General features: G+C 57.3%; 16 protein-coding genes. 9 read left to right on the forward strand and 7 right to left on the reverse strand.

Annotation, left to right across the window (positions count from 1 at the left end):
- Window positions 1-125 precede the first annotated feature (125 nt).
- From SHIM_RS05790 to SHIM_RS05800, 3 genes are all read right to left on the reverse strand, one after another.
- Window positions 126-395, reverse strand: a complete 270-nt coding sequence (locus SHIM_RS05790; RefSeq protein ID WP_054001626.1) for a hypothetical protein — start codon at window positions 393-395, stop codon at window positions 126-128.
- Window position 396: 1 nt separating this feature from the next.
- Entirely contained in the window at window positions 397-3,207 is a 2,811-nt protein-coding gene (locus tag SHIM_RS05795) for a [protein-PII] uridylyltransferase family protein (protein ID WP_054001627.1), read from the reverse strand.
- Between the two features lie 62 nt (window positions 3,208-3,269).
- A complete protein-coding gene (locus tag SHIM_RS05800; RefSeq protein WP_054001628.1) occupies window positions 3,270-3,656 on the reverse strand; it encodes a nuclear transport factor 2 family protein in 387 nt (128 codons plus the stop codon).
- A gap of 281 nt (window positions 3,657-3,937) precedes the next feature.
- Between SHIM_RS05800 and SHIM_RS05805 the strand changes: the two genes are divergently transcribed.
- The 4 genes from SHIM_RS05805 (at window position 3,938) to SHIM_RS05820 (ending at window position 6,272) form a co-directional block, all read left to right on the forward strand.
- A complete protein-coding gene (locus SHIM_RS05805) occupies window positions 3,938-4,363 on the forward strand; it encodes a DUF2852 domain-containing protein (RefSeq protein WP_054001629.1) in 426 nt (141 codons plus the stop codon).
- An 81-nt stretch (window positions 4,364-4,444) separates the two neighbouring features.
- Window positions 4,445-4,894 carry an RDD family protein gene (locus SHIM_RS05810; RefSeq protein ID WP_054001630.1) on the forward strand — a complete coding sequence of 150 codons (450 nt, stop codon included), beginning with the start codon at window positions 4,445-4,447 and terminating at the stop codon, window positions 4,892-4,894.
- 107 nt (window positions 4,895-5,001) lie between these two features.
- On the forward strand, window positions 5,002-5,823 hold the full coding sequence (locus SHIM_RS05815; RefSeq protein WP_054001631.1) for an arginyltransferase: 822 nt from the start codon (window positions 5,002-5,004) through the stop codon (window positions 5,821-5,823).
- A gap of 32 nt (window positions 5,824-5,855) precedes the next feature.
- Entirely contained in the window at window positions 5,856-6,272 is a 417-nt protein-coding gene (locus SHIM_RS05820; RefSeq protein ID WP_054001632.1) for a VOC family protein, read from the forward strand.
- Window positions 6,273-6,375: 103 nt separating this feature from the next.
- Here SHIM_RS05820 and SHIM_RS05825 read toward each other — a convergent pair whose 3' ends face one another.
- The 3 genes from SHIM_RS05825 to SHIM_RS05835 all read right to left on the reverse strand — a co-directional run bounded on the left by SHIM_RS05825 (window position 6,376) and on the right by SHIM_RS05835 (window position 10,867).
- Window positions 6,376-8,730, reverse strand: a complete 2,355-nt coding sequence (locus SHIM_RS05825; protein ID WP_054001633.1) for a TRAP transporter large permease — start codon at window positions 8,728-8,730, stop codon at window positions 6,376-6,378.
- A 17-nt stretch (window positions 8,731-8,747) separates the two neighbouring features.
- Entirely contained in the window at window positions 8,748-9,662 is a 915-nt protein-coding gene (locus tag SHIM_RS05830; protein ID WP_054001634.1) for a TRAP transporter small permease subunit, read from the reverse strand.
- A gap of 122 nt (window positions 9,663-9,784) precedes the next feature.
- Window positions 9,785-10,867, reverse strand: a complete 1,083-nt coding sequence (locus SHIM_RS05835; protein ID WP_054001635.1) for a TRAP transporter substrate-binding protein — start codon at window positions 10,865-10,867, stop codon at window positions 9,785-9,787.
- A 248-nt stretch (window positions 10,868-11,115) separates the two neighbouring features.
- Here SHIM_RS05835 and SHIM_RS05840 point away from each other — a divergent pair, with 248 nt between their 5' ends.
- The 4 genes from SHIM_RS05840 (at window position 11,116) to ilvN (ending at window position 16,200) form a co-directional block, all read left to right on the forward strand.
- Window positions 11,116-12,549, forward strand: coding sequence for a cache domain-containing protein (locus tag SHIM_RS05840; RefSeq protein WP_054001636.1), 1,434 nt, complete (start codon window positions 11,116-11,118; stop codon window positions 12,547-12,549).
- Window positions 12,546-13,205, forward strand: a complete 660-nt coding sequence (locus SHIM_RS05845) for a response regulator transcription factor (protein ID WP_054001637.1) — start codon at window positions 12,546-12,548, stop codon at window positions 13,203-13,205. The genes SHIM_RS05840 and SHIM_RS05845 overlap by 4 nt, the downstream gene beginning before the upstream one ends.
- A 665-nt stretch (window positions 13,206-13,870) precedes the next feature.
- Window positions 13,871-15,625, forward strand: a complete 1,755-nt coding sequence (locus tag SHIM_RS05855) for an acetolactate synthase 3 large subunit (protein WP_054001639.1) — start codon at window positions 13,871-13,873, stop codon at window positions 15,623-15,625.
- Between the two features lie 11 nt (window positions 15,626-15,636).
- Window positions 15,637-16,200: an acetolactate synthase small subunit gene (gene ilvN, locus SHIM_RS05860; RefSeq protein ID WP_054001640.1), complete on the forward strand. Its 564-nt coding sequence runs from the start codon at window positions 15,637-15,639 to the stop codon at window positions 16,198-16,200.
- 76 nt (window positions 16,201-16,276) lie between these two features.
- Here ilvN and SHIM_RS05865 read toward each other — a convergent pair whose 3' ends face one another.
- Window positions 16,277-16,654 carry a hypothetical protein gene (locus SHIM_RS05865; RefSeq protein ID WP_054001641.1) on the reverse strand — a complete coding sequence of 126 codons (378 nt, stop codon included), beginning with the start codon at window positions 16,652-16,654 and terminating at the stop codon, window positions 16,277-16,279.
- A gap of 222 nt (window positions 16,655-16,876) precedes the next feature.
- Here SHIM_RS05865 and SHIM_RS05870 point away from each other — a divergent pair, with 222 nt between their 5' ends.
- Entirely contained in the window at window positions 16,877-17,695 is an 819-nt protein-coding gene (locus tag SHIM_RS05870) for a helix-turn-helix domain-containing protein (RefSeq protein ID WP_342585506.1), read from the forward strand.
- Window positions 17,696-17,702: the final 7 nt, after the last annotated feature.

The following is a 17,702-nucleotide window of genomic DNA, read 5'->3' on the forward strand; positions in this document are numbered from 1 at the left end:
TAGGGCCTTTGGCCTCTGCTATTCCCCGTCGAGACTCGCGCCGAAATAGGGCGGGAATGCGTCACAGGCCGGACGATTCAGGGGAATTTAGCCAAATTTTAGAGGAAATGAGCGGACCAGCCGCCTCAGTTACGCTGACGGCTGCGCCATCCGCCGCGTCGCTTTGGCGCGTGCATCTGCACCAAGCCTTCACGCAAAACCGGGCTCATCGGATGGTCCAGCGCAACGTCTGCATGCCGCTCCACCAGCACATCCAAGGCATCTTTTGTGTCCAAATCGTCGCCCAATGACAAAGCCCAGTCCAAAAAGATGGACCGGCATTCTTCGGAAACGATGCCTTCGATCTTATAACTTTCGGCAATCAAGCCTTTGGGATCAAACCTGTCTCTGGCCATTTCAAGTCTCCCCATCGGCCGAACCGGCCACCTGCCCCGGCGCGCGCTCCAGCGCTGCCGCGATGATTTCCGCCGCACGCGCGGTTCCCGCATCAATGTCGGCCAACAACCCGCCGATGTCTTCATTACCGGTCTCCCGCAACAAAAACGCCCGCCCACCAGCTCCAATCGCCTCAGGGTCAAGTGTCGACCCGCTCAGCAGCTTTGACGCCAGTTGCACCTGCCAACAAAGCCCGTAAGTCGCGCCCAGCTCTGCCGCCTCAGCGGCGCTCAACCAGCCAATTGCGACACCTGCCTGCGTGCCTTCGGCCACAGCCCGCCGTGCATGCCCCGCCAACAAGGCTCCGGCTTGCGAGACCAACTCGATGTCCTGCAGCCGCCCGGCCCCGATTTTGGCATCCCACGCCCCGTCCGGTTTTTTCGCATCCGAAATCCGTGCACGCATTTCAGCAACTTCCGCGCGCACCTGTGCCTGATCGCGCTCAGCCGCCAGAATTTCACAACGAAACGCCTCGACCTCATCCATCAGACCTGCCTCACCGGCAATTGGCCGCGCACGTGTCAGCGCCAGATGTTCCCAAGTCCAAGCTTCATTGGCCTGATAGTTCTTGAAGGACGCCAACGAGGTCGCAACCGGTCCCTGCGTGCCGCTGGGCCGCAAACGCATGTCGACCTCATAAAGCCGTCCCTGCGCCATCGGAGCTGACAGCGCCGTAACCAACGCCTGTGTCAGCCGCGCATAATACGCCCGCGCCGCCAAAGGCCGCCGCCCTTCTGACGCATCCACGCCCGCCGCATCATAGATCACGATCAGATCAAGATCAGAGGTGGCATTGAGCCGCCGCGCCCCAAGGCTGCCCATGCCCAAAACCATCGCGCCGCGCCCCGGCTGCTCCCCGTGTTTCTCCGCAAAATGATCCGCAACCGCAGGCCAGACACCGGCCACAACCGCTTGTGCCAGATCCGCATATTGCGCGCCGGCCTCCTGCGCATCAATCAGCCCGCGCAAATGATGCACCCCGATGCGGAATTGCCATTCCTTACCCCAGCGCCGCGCCGCGTCGAGCTTGTGCTCATAGTCCCCCTCAAGCGCCAGACGGTCGCCCAATTCGGCGCACAGCCCGTCGATCCCCGGCCACTCCGTGAAGAATGACCCGCCGATCACCGCATCAAACACCCCGGAATTTCGTGACAAATGCTGTGCCAATGCCGGCGCCGTGCCAACGATGTCCACCAACAGGTCAATCAGATGAGTGTTGGCCTCAAACAGCGAAAACAGCTGAACGCCAGCTGGCAGTCCCTTTAGAAACCCGTCGAGCGCCAACAAGGCCTCATCCGGCCGCGCGGTTTCGGCAAGTCGCCGCAAGATTTCGGGTTTCACCCGCTCAAAGATTTCAACCGCCCGCGAGCTGCGCAACGCCGGATAAGTCGCCCAGCGGTCAATCACCGCCTGATCCAACACATCATTATGCGCGGCGTCAGATTCGCCTGCATCCGGCGCAAAGAAGCCCTCGGTTACCTCATGCACCTCGGTCAGCCGCGCGCGCAGATCGGCTTTGACGTCGGCCACATCGCGCCCCATCAAGCCCGCAACCCGCCCCCAACCATCGTCTGTTTTCGGCAACAAGTGCGTCTGCGCGTCATTCACCATCTGCACCCGATGCTCGACCTCGCGATGGAACCGGTAATGTTTGGCCAAGGTCGCCGCGGCATCTTCCGGCACCCAGCCCTTTTCCGCCAAATGCCCAAGGGCCGGCACCGTTCGCCGATCGCGCAAATCACGATCGCGCCCGCCTGCAATAATTTGCCGCGTCTGTGTGAAAAACTCGATCTCCCGAATGCCCCCACGCCCGAGCTTCATATTGTGCCCATCGAGAGAAATCGGCCCACCCAGCCCTTTGTGCTCACGGATACGCAGGCGCATGTCATGCGCGTCCTGAATGGCGGCAAAGTCCAGATGCTTGCGCCACACAAACGGCTTGAGCGTGTCCAGAAACCGCTGTCCGGCTTCCAGATCCCCTGCAGACGGCCGCGCCTTAATATAGGCCGCCCGCTCCCATGTGCGACCAAGGCTCTCGTAATACCGTTCCGCCGCCTCCATCGCGAGACAGACAGGCGTCACCGCCGGATCCGGCCGCAAGCGCAAGTCCGTGCGAAATACATAGCCGTCCCCCGTCAGATCATTCAGCATCGCTGCCATCTTGCGGGTGGCGCGGATGAAACTGGCGCGGGCGTCATGATAATCGTCCGGATCAAACCGCGATTCGTCAAACAAACAGATTAGATCGATGTCCGAACTATAGTTCAGCTCATGCGCGCCCATTTTGCCCATGGCAATGCTGACCATACCGCCCGCCGTCGCAATATCGTCTTCTGTCGCCCCCGGCAGCTTGCCCCGCCGGATTTCGGCACCGATTGTGGTCTCAAGCGCCAACTGGCTGGCAAGATCGGCAAAATCGGTCAGCGTACCGGTGACCTGCTCCAGCGCCCAAACCCCGCTCAGGTCGGCCAAGGCAGTCAACAGCGCCACGCGCCGCTTGCCTTGTCGCAAAGCCACTGGCATCTGATCCGGGGCCGTTCGCCGCAGCTCCGCAAAAAGTGCCACCACCGCAGCCTCCGGATCATCAAGCGCTTCGGGTAACCACTCCGCTTCTTTGGCAATCAAGCCTTTCAGGTAGGGCGACGAGCCGCCCGTGCCATCAATCAGCTTTTGCAGATCGCCGCCAAACGCGGGCACAAACCCCGCCGCCTCCGCGCCAAGGTCGGTGTCAAAAGCAATCGGAAGGCGGGTGATACGGCTAACAAATGTCATATCGCGACAGTGCGCAGGACCAACGCCAAGGTCAATCTGCGCCTGTGTCGCGGGCAGACGGCCTATGGCACATTCGCACCGCTCAATGGTGTGTCCTGACTGAAGGTATTAATCCAAGCTCCGTCACGGCATTCCCAAAGCGAACTGACAAGCATAACCTCCCAGATTTCCCGCCCCGCCCGAAGATAATCCGCACGGTAAATCAACAACCCCGAAACGCCGCTGGTCTGGCGCAATTGCACCTCACTCAATCGATAGCCCGCCACGGTGCTGCCTCTATCAAGCTGACCGACATGCGCGTCTTTGCCGGCAAACCCATCCGGATATACACCGATAAAATCGTCGGCCAACAAAGCGTCGTCTGCGCCACTGTCACCCGACACAAGCGCCTCCCACACACGTGTTTCGAGGTCCAACAAGCGGGTTTGCATAGATACCTGATCAGTCATATTTTCAAAATGTTACACCAATCCAGCCGACGCAAGAGAGCATATTTTGGGCAGAAACTCCGGCGCCAGCGGCACAAATGGACATCCAAAGTGCTGTGACCAGCGCGCTTTCTCTGGGTTTCCGCCTCAGACAAACGTCTCATAAATAAATTTTTTCAAAGACTTAGCTCAAAAATGTAAAAAACATTCACATCGCCCCTTGCATTGCCACGGCAAAATGCCAATCTTGGATATGTAAACACGATTTACATTAACCGTCACGCCAAACACCGGAGACTCAAATGACACCTGCTGCAACCGCCCACCCAGCTAACACCCAGCACATGAGCTGGATTGGCAAGTCTGAGGCCTGGCTCGACAGCAAAGGCAAAGGCGCGTGGATCGCTGCCATGGTCCTTGGCTTTGTCTTCTTCTGGCCCGTTGGACTGGCCCTTCTGTTTTACATGATCTGGAGCAAAGATATGTTCAAGAAAAGTCGTAGCCACGGCTGTGGCCGCTCGCGCCGCATGCACATGATGTCCACCTCGGGCAACAGCGCCTTTGACAGCTACCGCGACGAAACCCTGCGTCGTCTTGAGGACGAACAGCGCAGCTTTGAGGACTTCCTCCAGCGTCTGCGCGAAGCCAAAGACAAGGCCGAGTTCGACGACTTTATGGACGAGCGTGCCAAAGCCGCCGCTGATCCAAAAGAGACCGAAGACGCCTAAGCCAGCCTTGGCTATAATCACCGGAGCGGCGGTTCTCGCCGTTCCCATTCTTTTGTTCGCAACGTCCCAAGAAAGAGACCCATGTCGCATCGCAGCTTCACCCTGCCCGATCCTGAAATTCAGTCCGAATTTTATGCCGACGTTCCGCTCAAGCGGTTCCTCGCTTGGGTCGTGGACTCCCTTCTGGTGGTTTTGCTCTGCATTTTGGTCCTGCCGCTCACAGCGTTCACCGGCATCTTCTTTTTCGGCTTCCTGCTTTTGGTTGTGGGGTTTGCCTACAGGACGATCACTTTGGCCAATGGCTCGGCAACATTGGGGATGCGGCTTGTATCCATCGAAATGCGCCGCGCCGATGGTGACCGATTTGACCTTGGCACCGCGTTTTTGCACACCCTTGGCTTTCACCTGAGCTTTGCGTTTTTTGTCGTCCAGATCGTGTCGATTGTGCTGATGTTGACCACCAACCGTGCACAGGGTCTGACCGACCATGTCCTCGGCACGGTCGCCATCAACCGCGCGGCAAGATCGTAACCGACGCCGATATACAAGCTTGCGTTAACCACTGAGGTAGAATCCGGGGCTTGGCGCGCTCACAACCTATTGCTATCGTGGAAAGTGATCTTATTTTCCGGAGCGCAATGCGCCATACATTACCCTTAACGCCCCAGTTCTATGTGACGGCCCCGCAGCCCTGCCCTTATCTGGAAGGGCGCATGGAGCGAAAGCTGTTCACAGCCCTGCAAGGCGACAGCGCCGGCGCCCTCAATGATGCGCTCAGCCACCAAGGCTTCCGTCGCTCGCAAAATGTGCTCTACCGCCCGTCCTGCGCCGATTGCGCCGCCTGCCTTTCGGCGCGCATTGATGTGTCAAAGTTTTCGCCAAACAAAAGCCAGCGCCGCACCGCTCGCCGCAATGATGGCCTACAACGTCGCGCTACCTCACCATGGGCCACGGAAGAACAATACGACCTCTTCCGCACCTATCTGGATCAGCGGCACTCCGATGGTGGCATGGCTGATATGGATGTGTTCGAATTCGCCGCCATGATCGAGGAAACGCCGATCCGCTCCCGCGTGGTCGAATACACCGATTCCGAATCCCGTGACCTGATCGGCGTGTCGCTCACCGATGTGTTGTCTGACGGTCTCAGCATGGTCTATTCGTTTTATGCGCCTGACCGAAAACAACAGTCGCTCGGCACTTACCTGATTCTGGACCACATCGAAATCGCCCGCGAGGCTGGGTTGCCCTACGTCTATCTTGGCTATTGGGTGCCAGGCAGCGACAAGATGCACTACAAGTCGCGCTTCGCCGGTCTTGAGGTCTTCTCAGAAGGCCACTGGCAACCGATTGGGGATCCGCAACGGTTTGCCGACAAACAACACCCGCTCAGCGCCGATCCAATCGCAGAACAAGTGGCCAATATCCAGCTGCCCGACATTCTCGGACACCGCAAATAACACTGCCGATCGGCCCGAAAGGACCACACAGCATGATTGCCTACGTCACCGTTGGTGCAGATGACATCGCGCTTGCGAAACGGTTTTATTCTGCGTTCCTGCCAGCGCTTGAGTACACTTTAGAAGAAGGCCCCGAAGGCCTCAGCTTTGCCCTGCCCGTGCCAAAGGGCCGGACGCCCTTTTTACCGGATTTTTACGTCAAACCGACCTTTGATGGCCATCCCGCATCGGCAGGAAACGGGTCCATGGTGGCCTTTGAAGCTCGCAACCAGAACCAGGTCCGCGACCTGCACGCAGCCGCCCTTGCCGCTGGTGGTACAAACGAAGGGCAGCCGGGGTTTCGCGACGCATACGGTCCACAGTTTTTTGTAGGATATCTTCGCGACCCTCAGGGCAACAAGATCGCCTTGTTCTCAAGTGATCCGACCGACCCTGCCCGCGACGAATAACCCGACAAGCGCTTGTTCCTGCTGCCTTTGCACCACTCACAAAATTCACTTCAAAACGAAAACGGGGGCCCGAAGGCCCCCGCTCAAATCTCTGTTACGTCGATCAGTTCCCGATCAAGGCCGGCAAAATCGTCACGATGGATGGGAAAAACCACAAGAGCCCCAACCCAGCGACCTGGATCAGCACAAAGGGAATGATGCCCTTATAGATGTGCCCGGTCGTGACCTCTTTTGGCGCCACCCCTCGCAAGTAGAAGAGCGCAAAGCCAAACGGCGGTGTCAGGAACGATGTCTGCAGGTTCACAGCGATCATGATGGTAACCCACTTCGGATCAAACGTGCCGCCATAGATCACCGGCCCGACAATTGGGATCACGATGTAGATGATCTCTAGGAAGTCGAGCACGAAGCCGAGGAAGAACAACACCAACATCACAATCAGGAAGACCGTGAACTCGTTGTCAAACGACTTCAGGAACCCCTGAATATAGTGCTCTCCGCCAAAGCTGATGACCACAAGGTTCAACAGCTGCGAGCCAATCAGAATGGTGAACACCATCGATGTGACCTTGGCCGTCTCCCGCACAATCGGCGTCAACACTTTGCCGCGCATCAAAACCCAGCAGCCGTAAAGGAAGCCGAACATCGCGAAAAGATAGGCAATCTTGGCCACACCAAAGGCAATCCAGTTCTCAACCGACACGTCTTGTTGGTTGATCCGCAGATCAAAGTTCACGCCCACAAGGATCATGACGATGATCGCAAAAGTCGACCAGATCACGATACCGCCGGATTTGCCCTGATCATGCAGCTTGCGATAAGCCGCCAACAGGATCGCGCCACCTGCCCCAAGCGCCGCTGCCGGCGTCGGGTTGGTGATGCCGCCCAGAATGGACCCAAGAACAGCGATGATCAAAACCAGCGGTGGGAAGACCACGCGCAACAGCTCGTTACGCCCCAACAAGCCCGCCGCGTACCGCACACCGTAAAGTGTCATTGCCAACGGGATCGCCAGATAGACCAGCGTAAAGCCCGGCGTTGCCACCGGCGACACCAGAACGATGTCCACAGCCATGGCCAACAGGATGCCTGCTCCACCAATCAACAACGGACGCGTATCCGCGCTTGGCGCTACCCCCCGTGCCGTGGTCAGAATCAGGGCCAGCAACAAGAACCCGATTGCAATGCCGGACCCAATCGGAGCAGCCGCTGCGATTTTCTCGACACGACGCTCGGCGCGTTCTTCATCAGACAGCGCGCGCGCTTCCGTCACGCCACCCGCCTCATTGATCGCCGTTTGTTCAGCAACCGCCGTATCCCACGCCAACTGACCATGCAGATCAATCATCGAGGCTTGGCACTCTTCACCAACGTTGGTGCGCAGGCTTGCGGTTTGACCCGCATCCGAGAAGCTGTCGACAGTCACATCCTGATCACCGATCACGTTGACTTGGCCAAGCAGGATCACACCGGCAATCAGACCAACAGGAACCGCAAGGAACCATGTCAGGCCTTCGCCGCGCGTCACAACTTCGCCTGTTGAGTCTCCAAATTCCACCGCCGGGGCTTCCTTCGGGTTCAACAGCGCATAGCCAAAGGCATAGAGACCATAGAGCACCGCCAGCATGATGCCGGGGATCAGGGCCGCCTGGAACAATGTTCCAACAGACACAACCGCCGGTTCACCCAGGAACGTCAAAGCATCCGAACACCCGGCCACCTGTGCGCGGTTCTCCTGCGCAGCGGAGTACAAGTCCCCCGCCAGCGTGCCCAAAAGAACGATCACAATTGACGGCGGAATGATCTGCCCCAACGTTCCCGAGGCCGCTATCACACCGGTTGCCAGCTTCGGGTTATACCCGTGCTTCAGCATGGTGGGCAGCGACAACAGACCCATGGTCACAACAGTTGCACCCACGATGCCGGTAGAGGCCGCAAGAAACGCGCCCACAACCACAACAGACACAGCCAGACCACCGGGAAGCGGGCCAAAGACCCGCGCCATTGTGGTCAACAGATCGTTCGCAATCTTGGAACGCTCCAGCGTGATGCCCATCAGAACAAACATCACAACCGCCAACAGCGTTTCGATCGACTGACCGGCCAGAACCCGTTCGTTCATACGGTTCACGATGAACGAAATGTTGCGGTCCATCGCGGTTTCCCAACCGCCCTTAAAGACCGGTTCTGCGATCCTCGGCAGATCCGGGTATCGGAATACCGAGATCGTGTCCGACTTGATGCCTTGGGCAATCAAATCCGCATACATGGTCGAGCTTGAATCAATCGCCTGGTGGATCAGGATGCCAGCGCTGTCCAGCGCGGCAATGATGCCAAACGAAATGACCCCGGCGCCGCCGATGGCGAACGCCACGGGAAAGCCCGACAAAATGCCTCCGAAGAGGCAGAGAAAGACGATAATCAGGCCGACTTCGACCCCATCAAGTCCAAATAGCATAGTTTCTGCCCCTTAAATTAGTGCGTGCCTTCATAGGCTTCTTCGCCTTCGCCCAACGAGTCGCGGTCAAGATATTTGCCCTCGCTTGCAGGCCCTTCTTTGCGCTCCAGATAAGAGCGATAGAAAAAGGCGATGGATTGCAGGAACACCATGCCCGCGAATGCCACCAGAAGTACTTTGAAGAGGAAATAGGCGTTAAATCCATTGGGAGAGAAACCGATGGTTTCAATGTTCCACTTCAGGATACGCGCTTTTTTCATCAACAGCTCGATCTTGTCGGATGCGGATACTTTTGGTGTCACAAGGTGACGCCACAGGAAGTACCAGCCATACATCCACGTCACCACAGCCGCCGGCATCATAAAGACCAGAGACCCGAACATGTCGACCACGCGCTTGGCGCGGAAGCTGATCGCGGAATATACAAGATCCACGCGCACGTGGCCGCCCTGTACAAACGTGTACGTCGCACACAGGCTCACGATCATCGCGTTATAAAGCTTCAGCTCTTCCGCCCACCAGCTCACGTCTTTGGTCAGCCAATCGACACCAAAGATCAGACTGATCTCAGCGACGGTGAAAATCCGCTGCATGAAGATGATCATGATCTGCTGCAACACCATGAGCAAACCTGCCCAGGCAAAGAAGCGGCCAACTGTGTTGGCAATGCCTTCCAGCACCCGCACGCAGCCCCACATAAAGGAGTTGCGCCACAGGCCCACGGCCGTAATGATCAGGAAGGTCGTAAAGACCACGAAAAAGAATTCTGTCGAGCCACCGTAGTAAACAAAGCGCATCAGCGCCTGCTTGTCTTCAGTGGTCTCAAGACCGCCAATCCAGCTCAGCCATTGGCCCGGGTGCGTGATCGCATACCCTGTGTTGATAAAAGCCTGGCCGATGTTGGAAATGAACCAGACGAGTGCGTCCAGCATTGCCCCCACATCCCCTATTTAGGTGTTTCCCGGAACCGCGTCGTTTGCCGCGCAGGTTCCCTTTTGGAAAATGGCCCCCCGGAGCATTCCGGAGGGCCAAAGTATCTTATTCGCAGTGGGCCTTAGCCCATCACGCGGTCACGCTGGGCGCGGTAAACGCCTTCGGACTTAACCAACCAGCCGGAAGAGGCGCGCATGCTTTCCTCAACGGATGCACGGATCTTCGCGAACAGTTCGTCGTCCATGTAGCTGTCCATGGTCTCTTTTGCGGCACTGCCCATCGCGTCCCAAACGGTGTCAGGGAATTCCAGAGTTTTCACGCCACCGGCCTGAAGACGCTGCAGAGCTGCACCGTTGTTGTTCAGGAACTGAGCAAGGTTCCACTGGTGCGATTCAGCAGCAGCGGTCTCAATGATCTTCTGGTGTGCAGGTGACAGGCTGTTATAGACTTCGCGGTTGGTCGCGAGCGTCAGACCGGCACCTGGCTCGTGGAAACCAGCGGTGTAGTAGAACTTGGTGATTTCCTGGAAACCAGCTTTTTCATCAGCCCAAGGACCAATCCACTCAGTGCCGTCGATCGCACCGGATGCCAGCGCCTGATACACTTCCGAACCTGGAAGGTTCTGTACCGATGCGCCCATTTTACCCAGAGCCTGGCCACCCAGACCCGGCATACGGAACTTCAGACCTTGGAAATCTTCGGGGCCATTGATCTCTTTGGAGAACCAGCCGCCCGCCTGTGCGCCGGTGTTACCCGCGAGGAAGGATTTCAGACCGAAGATTTCACCCAGCTCGTCATGCAGAGCGTGGCCTTCGCCGTGGTAGTACCAGTTCACCAGTTCCTGAGCGGTCATGCCGAAAGGAACAGCTGTGAAATAGGCGTAACCTGGGTGCTGACCAGTGAAGTAGTAGTCAGCCGCGTGGTACATGTCGGCCTGACCAGCGGTCACAGCGTCAAATACTTCGAACGCGCCAACCAGTTCGCCTGCCGCTTTGATCTCAACGGTCAGGTCGCCGCCGGACATCGCAGTGATGGTGTCTGCTGCGTGCTGCGCTGCGTCAAACACGCCAGCCAGACCGCGACCCCAAGACGTCACCATAGTCAAGGTGCGCTTGCCTTGTGCGTAAGCCGGAGCTGCCAGAGTGGTGGCCGCTGCGGCGGACCCGCCAAGTGCAGTAGTTTTCAAAAAAGAACGACGATCCATAAAAGTATTCCTCCCAGAATTGTTCAGCCCGCATCTCTCCCTCCAGAGAGTCCGAGCGGATCGTTTCAGTGCCCGAAGCCTAGCCCCCGCCCTCGCGGCATGGAATACCCACTACCGCGTAGAAAGCCCGAACCAAGGTAGAAAAACTGACCAATTGCATCAGTAAAAACGCGTAGTTAGCGCTCCCAACTCGGTCATTTGGTGATTCTGGCCTATGATTCGTCGTAAATCTTACGTAACGAATCACAATGCGGCGTTTTCTTCCTCATCTGGGCCTGTCTTATGGGCATAAGCTGTTTTTGCTGGCCACCGTCCCGCTTTTGCTTGCGGTCGCCGCTATTTCTGTGCTCGTGGCCAACCAGTCGCGCCAACTGGCAGACCGCGAGATCCGCGCACTTGAGATTCAGCTGATCGAAGCCAAAAAGGCCGAGCTGAAGAACTACATCTCGATTGCCAGAACGGCGTTTGTGAACATCTACGGCCGCGCTGCACCCGATGACGCTGACGCCCAACTCGAAGTCACACAAATCCTCAGCGCCATGCTTTACGGTCAGGACGGCTATTTCTTTGTGTTCGACTATGACGGCAACAATCTGGTGAGCCCGCGTCAGACCTATCTGATTGGCAAAAACTGGCGTGGCCTGTCTGATCTCAATGGTGTGGAAATCACCGACCCGATAATTGACGTCGCCCGCAACGGCGGCGGGTATCACAGCTTTGACTGGACCAAACCCAGCACCGGTGAAACCGCGCGTATGGTCACCTATGTGGTGGGTCTACAGGACTGGAAGTGGGCCGTCGGAACAGGTATTTTTATCGATGACGTGCTCGAAACCGTTGCGGCCGCCCGCGCCGAAGTTGAGGCCCGCGTGCAGCGCACGTCTTTTTACATTCTGATCATCACCGTGGGCGCCCTGACTCTCGTGTTCCTCTCCGGTTTCTTTATCACCGTGCGCGAACGCCGTCTTGCGGACACCAAACTCAAGGCGCTGACCCAACGGGTGTTTGACGCCCAAGAAGAAGAACGCGGTCGTGTGGCACGCGAATTGCATGACGGCATCTCACAGCTTCTCGTTGGGGTTCGCTACGCACTCGATAGCGCAAGCCGCCGTCTGAAATCCGGCGACGCACGCGGGCTCGAAAGCCTCGACAAAGGCATCGATCACCTGTCCGGCGCCATTCAGGAGGTGCGGCGCATCTCCCGCGACCTGCGTCCTGGTGTGCTGGATGACCTAGGCCTTGGCCCAGCTCTCAAGGCGCTTACGGATGATTTTGGCGCTCGTACCGGCATTACAACCAGCTTTAACACGGTGGTATTCCGCAACCGGCTTGATCAAGAAAGCAAGATTGCGCTCTACCGCATTGCCCAAGAGGCCCTGACCAACATCGAGCGTCATGCCAACGCCACGCAAGTCACCATCGACGTGCGCGGTCATAAAAAAGGCGCGACCATGCGCATTGCCGACAATGGCCAAGGCCTGCCTCAGGACACCCCCATTCAGCGGCGCAGCCCCGGTGGGCTTGGATTGCGCAACATGCAGGAACGGGTGGAACAACTTGACGGCACCCTGCGCATTTTCTCCTCTCGCAGCGGCACCGTGATCGTGGCAGAAGTGCCGCTGAGTCACATTCTCAAGCCCGAGTCCGATGGCTCAGACAAAACCAGAAAGGCCCGCGCATGACCGATGCACCCAAAGCCTCCCCCATTCGCGTGGCCATCGTTGACGACCATCCGATGGTGGCCGAAGGCATTCAGTCAATATTGGAAAGTTTTGACGACATTGCTGTGGTGGGCAACCTGACCAATGGCCGCGAGGCGGTGGACCAACTGCCTGCCCTGCGCCCTGACGTCGTGTTGATGGATTTGAACATGCCCGAGATTGGCGGATTGACCGCCACGGAAATGCTGCTCGAACTTGATCCCGATCTGCGCGTTCTAATCTTGTCGATGCACGACAGTCCCGAATACATCTCCACCGCCCTCAGCCACGGGGCAATGGGCTATATTCTAAAGGACGTGCCAACAGAAGAAATCAAGTCCGCGATCGATCAGGTGATGCTGGGCAACCGCTATCTTTGCACCGGCGCCAAGGGATCTCTGGAGCCGTCCGAAGGCTCTGAACGCGAACCGCTGACCAGTCGCGAACAAACCGTTTTGCTGCAACTGGCGCAGGGCAAATCCAACAAAGAAGTGGCACTGGAACTCAATATTTCTGTGCGCACCGTGGAAACCCACCGCAAGAACATAAAGCGCAAGCTGGGCATTTCCTCAACCGCGGGTCTCACCCGCTATGCGATGGAACATGGCGTTCTGCAGGGAACCGGAGTTGGCCTCTAAAATCGGTGTCTCTCCCGCGCATCTGAGACGCAGCTAAGCTGCGCCGATCAAAGGCTTTGGGTCGGGCCGCGCGGGGCGCGGCAAAGGTATTTAGAGGAACAAAAAAGCCAAATCAGGCCGACGTCTCACCAAAATACGCCAGCGTGCAATTTTTGTCCGCCACATGATACTCCCGCTGCCCGCAGCCTTGATTGAACGGCGCCCGCAACCATTCGGGGCCAAGCGCACAGCAACATCATCGCGACGCATGTAGGGATAATTTTCAGCCTGAAACCCAACAGCAAACCTCCAAATTTCTCGACAAAAATCCAATTGCCGCGCCAAATTGCGGCACGGCACGATCCGTGTACTCTGTTTCAGTCACATTTCGCCTCCGATTTTTCCGCAAATGTCGCAGAAACATCGCCTCGCGCAACTTTTGCAAAGATTTTACCTCCAAAACTATGATTTCGCATCTGTTTCGTGGTTGACGCCGCGCCGCAGCGCTCATAATGTCGCCTTCGAACACAGTTAAGGACCTCGACGATGGCTAGGCTAGTCGTAACTCTAGAAACATGGCGCATGGGCCGGTAACGGACACCCTATTGGTACCCCATGCGCCCTCGCCGAAAAGCGGGGGCTTTTTTTGTGGACATAATGATGACGTCGATAAGCGGAGAAAACGGATGACACGTCAAATGACCGGAGCGAAAATGGTAGTTCAAGCCCTGAAGGATCAGGGTGTGGACACAGTCTTTGGCTACCCTGGCGGCGCTGTGCTACCGATTTACGACGAGATTTTTCAGCAAAATGACATTCGTCACATCCTTGTGCGCCACGAACAAGGCGCTGTGCATGCGGCCGAAGGCTATGCTCGCTCTACTGGCAAAGTTGGCGTGGCGCTTGTGACCTCGGGCCCCGGCGCGACCAATGCTGTGACCGGCCTGACGGATGCGTTGCTGGACTCTATTCCCATCCTTGTTCTGACTGGCCAGGTGCCGACTTTCATGATCGGATCAGACGCGTTTCAAGAAGCCGACACCGTTGGCATCACACGTCCGTGCACCAAGCATAACTGGCTGGCCAAGGACACCGACACACTTGCAGAAACCCTGCACCAAGCGTTTCACGTGGCCCAATCAGGCCGCCCAGGCCCTGTGCTTGTCGACATTCCCAAAGACGTACAGTTCGCCAACGGCAACTACACCGCACCGGAAAAATCCGACACCACGATCTATCAGCCACAGACCAAAGGCGACATCGAAGCCATCAACGAACTGGTCGAGGCTATCGCCACAGCGGAACGCCCAGTTTTTTATACCGGCGGCGGCGTGATCAACTCAGGCCCGCAGGCGTCCAAATTGTTGCGCGAATTGGTCGAAGCCACCGGTTTCCCGATCACCTCAACCCTTATGGGCCTTGGCGCCTATCCTGCGTCTGGTGAAAACTGGCTGGGCATGTTGGGCATGCATGGTCTTTACGAGGCAAACATGGCGATGCACGACTGCGATCTGATGATCAACATCGGCGCGCGGTTTGATGACCGGATCACCGGTCTGATCTCGGCCTTCTCACCCGGCTCAATCAAAGCGCACGTCGACATCGACCCTTCCTCGATCAACAAAGTGATCAAGGCCGACATTCCGATTGTGGGCGATGTGGCTTCTGTGCTGACCGACCTGCTCAAAGTGTTCAAAGCCCAAGGCAAACGCACAAACAAAGGTGCCGTTGCCAAGTGGCAAGGCCAGATCGCAGAATGGCGCAAAATCAACTGCTTGGCCTTCACGCAAAAAGGCAAAACCATCAGACCGCAACACGCTTTGGCCCGCCTCGAAGCGCTGACCAAAGAACATGATCGCTACATCACAACCGAGGTCGGCCAGCACCAGATGTGGGCCGCGCAATACCTTGGTTTTGAGGACCCCAACCGCTGGATGACTTCCGGTGGTCTGGGCACCATGGGCTATGGCTTTCCGGCCTCCATCGGCGTGCAAATGGCACACCCCGACAGCCTTGTTATCAACGTCGCGGGCGAAGCCAGCTGGCTGATGAACATGCAGGAAATGGGCACTGCGGTGCAATTCCGCCTGCCTGTGAAACAGTTCATCATGAACAACGAACGTCTCGGCATGGTGCGCCAGTGGCAGGAACTGTTGCACGGCGAACGCTATAGCCACTCGTGGAGCGAAGCCCTGCCCGATTTTGTAAAGCTCGCCGAAGCCTTTGGCGCCAAAGGGATTTTGTGCTCTGACCCCGACGATCTGGACGACGCGATCATGGAAATGATCACCCACGACGGTCCGGTGATCTTCGATTGTCTGATCGAGAAACACGAGAACTGCTTCCCGATGATCCCATCAGGCAAGCCGCACAACGAAATGCTGCTGGGCGAAGCGAACACGCAAGGCGTGATCCAAGCCGGCGGCGCGGTGATGGTGTAAGGAGAACGATTATGTCTGCTCTAAAAATCAAAAAAGGCTCCACGAGCCACTCCGCCTATAACCTGCGCCCGACCTTTTCGGACGAGCCGGAAACCCACACACTTGCCGTGCTGGTGGACAACGAACCCGGCGTTCTGGCCCGCGTGATCGGCCTTTTCGCAGGCCGTGGCTACAACATCGACAGCCTGACCGTGGCCGAAGTTGACCACACTGGCCACACCTCGCGCATCACCGTGGTGACAACCGGCACGCCGCAAGTCATCGAACAAATCAAGGCGCAACTGGGTCGCATCGTGCCTGTGCACGAAGTGCATGACCTCACTGTCGACGGTGCCTCCGTGGAGCGCGAACTGGCGCTCTTCAAGGTTGCCGGATCTGGCGAAAAACGCGTCGAGGCGCTGCGATTGGCCGATATCTTCCGCGCCAATGCGGTGGACAGCACGCTGGAAAGCTTCGTGTTTGAGCTCACCGGTACACCTGGCAAGATCGATGCCTTTGCCGACCTCATGCGTCCGCTTGGCTTGGTCGAGGTCGCGCGCACCGGCGTCGCCGCCTTGTCGCGTGGCGCCCAGTAACACGCCTATCTTTTGCATTGGACATGACTAAGGGGCCGATTTGTCGGCCCCTTTTCAATTTGCGCTGAAGGACGCGTTAGTCCGCGGCCGCCGCCGTCATGGCAATTGGCCAAAGCCGCACAACGTTGCTGTCACGAGGCTTGCTTTGCAGTGCCAGCGCGGATCGCGCGCGGTTTCGCCTTGGCGTGTGTTTCTTTGGTGGGGTTTCGGCTTCCCGCAAAACTTGCGGAAGGTCAGAAAAATTGCCTTGGCCTACCGGTGTGGGATTTCTGGCAAAGCGTCTATTTCGCCCCTCACTGACGTCAAACCGCACCAAGTCACCCGCGCCAATCTGCGCAATCTCGCAATCCCGAAGCGCCTCACAGCCGTCAAAATAGGCCAGATCTCCGTGGTCTTCACACCAGATCACCGCCCTGTTGCTATTTGTATCGTGCCATAAAACCACGCCAAGCATTTGATCCGTCTCTCCTTTTCGCCCGAGTTAGAAGTCTCCCAAATGTCTGTGACGCGGAACATGGTTAATTGGAGGTTGGAGTCGACGAAATTGTGTCGATAAATCTTGGCATAGGCGCGGATTTGCGTCAGTATGACGCCAGTTAGCGTCAGACCATGCCTGCTTTCCGGACAGTTAAAACTTAGGCAGGAAAAGGTCCAAAAAAATACACGGGAGAGATGAGTGTTGGCGGAACCTCTTTTGACTCATGGCAACGGCAAATCGCCGTCCGAATTGCGCCAGATGTTTGGCCAGAATCTGCGCACTCTTGCTGCGGATTACCCCTCCGTGTCCAAGCTTTGCCGCGACCTCGGCATCAATCGCACGCAATTTAACCGCTACCTGTCGGGTGAAAGCTTTCCGCGTCCTGATGTGCTTTATCGAATTTGCGAGTTTTTTGGCACTGATGCGCGTATCCTGCTTGAACCGCTGGCCAAAATTGAACCCGACCACGGTATTCTCAACCACCCTTTTCTGGCCGATTACGTCGGCTCCGGAATGACCGATATTCCTCACGATGTGTTTCCCGACGGATTTTATCAATTCTCGCGCCGCAGCTTCATCGAAAGCGACTTGATCATCACTGGCCTGATCTATGTCTTTCGACAAGACGACCACTGCTTCATCCGTGCCTATGAGGCCAAGGGCGCCATGAAAGAACAAGGCCTGCCGACCGATTCCGAAACCCGTGAATTTCGCGGCGTGGTCCTGCCCCAGGAAGACGGCGTTGCCGCTGTGCTCAGCCACCGGCGCACCATGGCGACATCTTTCAACTACCTGTCCCGTGTTGCGAGCTTTCAGAACCACTATTGGATTGGCTACGCCACCCGCACCGTTCGCGAAACCGTCACCGGACGCCGCGCCGCGCGGCTGGTTTATGAACATCTTGGCAAGGACATTGGCGCGGCGCTCAAGGCTGCGCGCACTGTCGGTTTCCGCACCCCGGATGAAATCCCGGCTTATCACCGAAAATTGCTGCAACTGGGCCGGCCTTTCGCCTAACTCGGTC

The organism is Shimia sp. SK013, assembly GCF_001292625.1.
Classification (GTDB): domain Bacteria; phylum Pseudomonadota; class Alphaproteobacteria; order Rhodobacterales; family Rhodobacteraceae; genus Shimia.

Coding starts and splice junctions, on each gene's coding strand:
- SHIM_RS05790 (WP_054001626.1), bottom strand. CDS start 395: ATGGCCAGAGACAGGTTTGATCCCAAAGGCTTGATTGCCGAAAGTTAT.
- SHIM_RS05820 (WP_054001632.1), top strand. CDS start 5,856: ATGATTGCCTACGTCACCGTTGGTGCAGATGACATCGCGCTTGCGAAA.
- SHIM_RS05795 (WP_054001627.1), bottom strand. CDS start 3,207: ATGACATTTGTTAGCCGTATCACCCGCCTTCCGATTGCTTTTGACACC.
- SHIM_RS05855 (WP_054001639.1), top strand. CDS start 13,871: ATGACACGTCAAATGACCGGAGCGAAAATGGTAGTTCAAGCCCTGAAG.
- SHIM_RS05840 (WP_054001636.1), top strand. CDS start 11,116: ATGCGGCGTTTTCTTCCTCATCTGGGCCTGTCTTATGGGCATAAGCTG.
- SHIM_RS05835 (WP_054001635.1), bottom strand. CDS start 10,867: ATGGATCGTCGTTCTTTTTTGAAAACTACTGCACTTGGCGGGTCCGCC.
- SHIM_RS05805 (WP_054001629.1), top strand. CDS start 3,938: ATGACACCTGCTGCAACCGCCCACCCAGCTAACACCCAGCACATGAGC.
- SHIM_RS05830 (WP_054001634.1), bottom strand. CDS start 9,662: ATGCTGGACGCACTCGTCTGGTTCATTTCCAACATCGGCCAGGCTTTT.
- SHIM_RS05865 (WP_054001641.1), bottom strand. CDS start 16,654: ATGCTTGGCGTGGTTTTATGGCACGATACAAATAGCAACAGGGCGGTG.
- ilvN (WP_054001640.1), top strand. CDS start 15,637: ATGTCTGCTCTAAAAATCAAAAAAGGCTCCACGAGCCACTCCGCCTAT.
- SHIM_RS05810 (WP_054001630.1), top strand. CDS start 4,445: ATGTCGCATCGCAGCTTCACCCTGCCCGATCCTGAAATTCAGTCCGAA.
- SHIM_RS05815 (WP_054001631.1), top strand. CDS start 5,002: ATGCGCCATACATTACCCTTAACGCCCCAGTTCTATGTGACGGCCCCG.
- SHIM_RS05800 (WP_054001628.1), bottom strand. CDS start 3,656: ATGACTGATCAGGTATCTATGCAAACCCGCTTGTTGGACCTCGAAACA.
- SHIM_RS05825 (WP_054001633.1), bottom strand. CDS start 8,730: ATGCTATTTGGACTTGATGGGGTCGAAGTCGGCCTGATTATCGTCTTT.
- SHIM_RS05845 (WP_054001637.1), top strand. CDS start 12,546: ATGACCGATGCACCCAAAGCCTCCCCCATTCGCGTGGCCATCGTTGAC.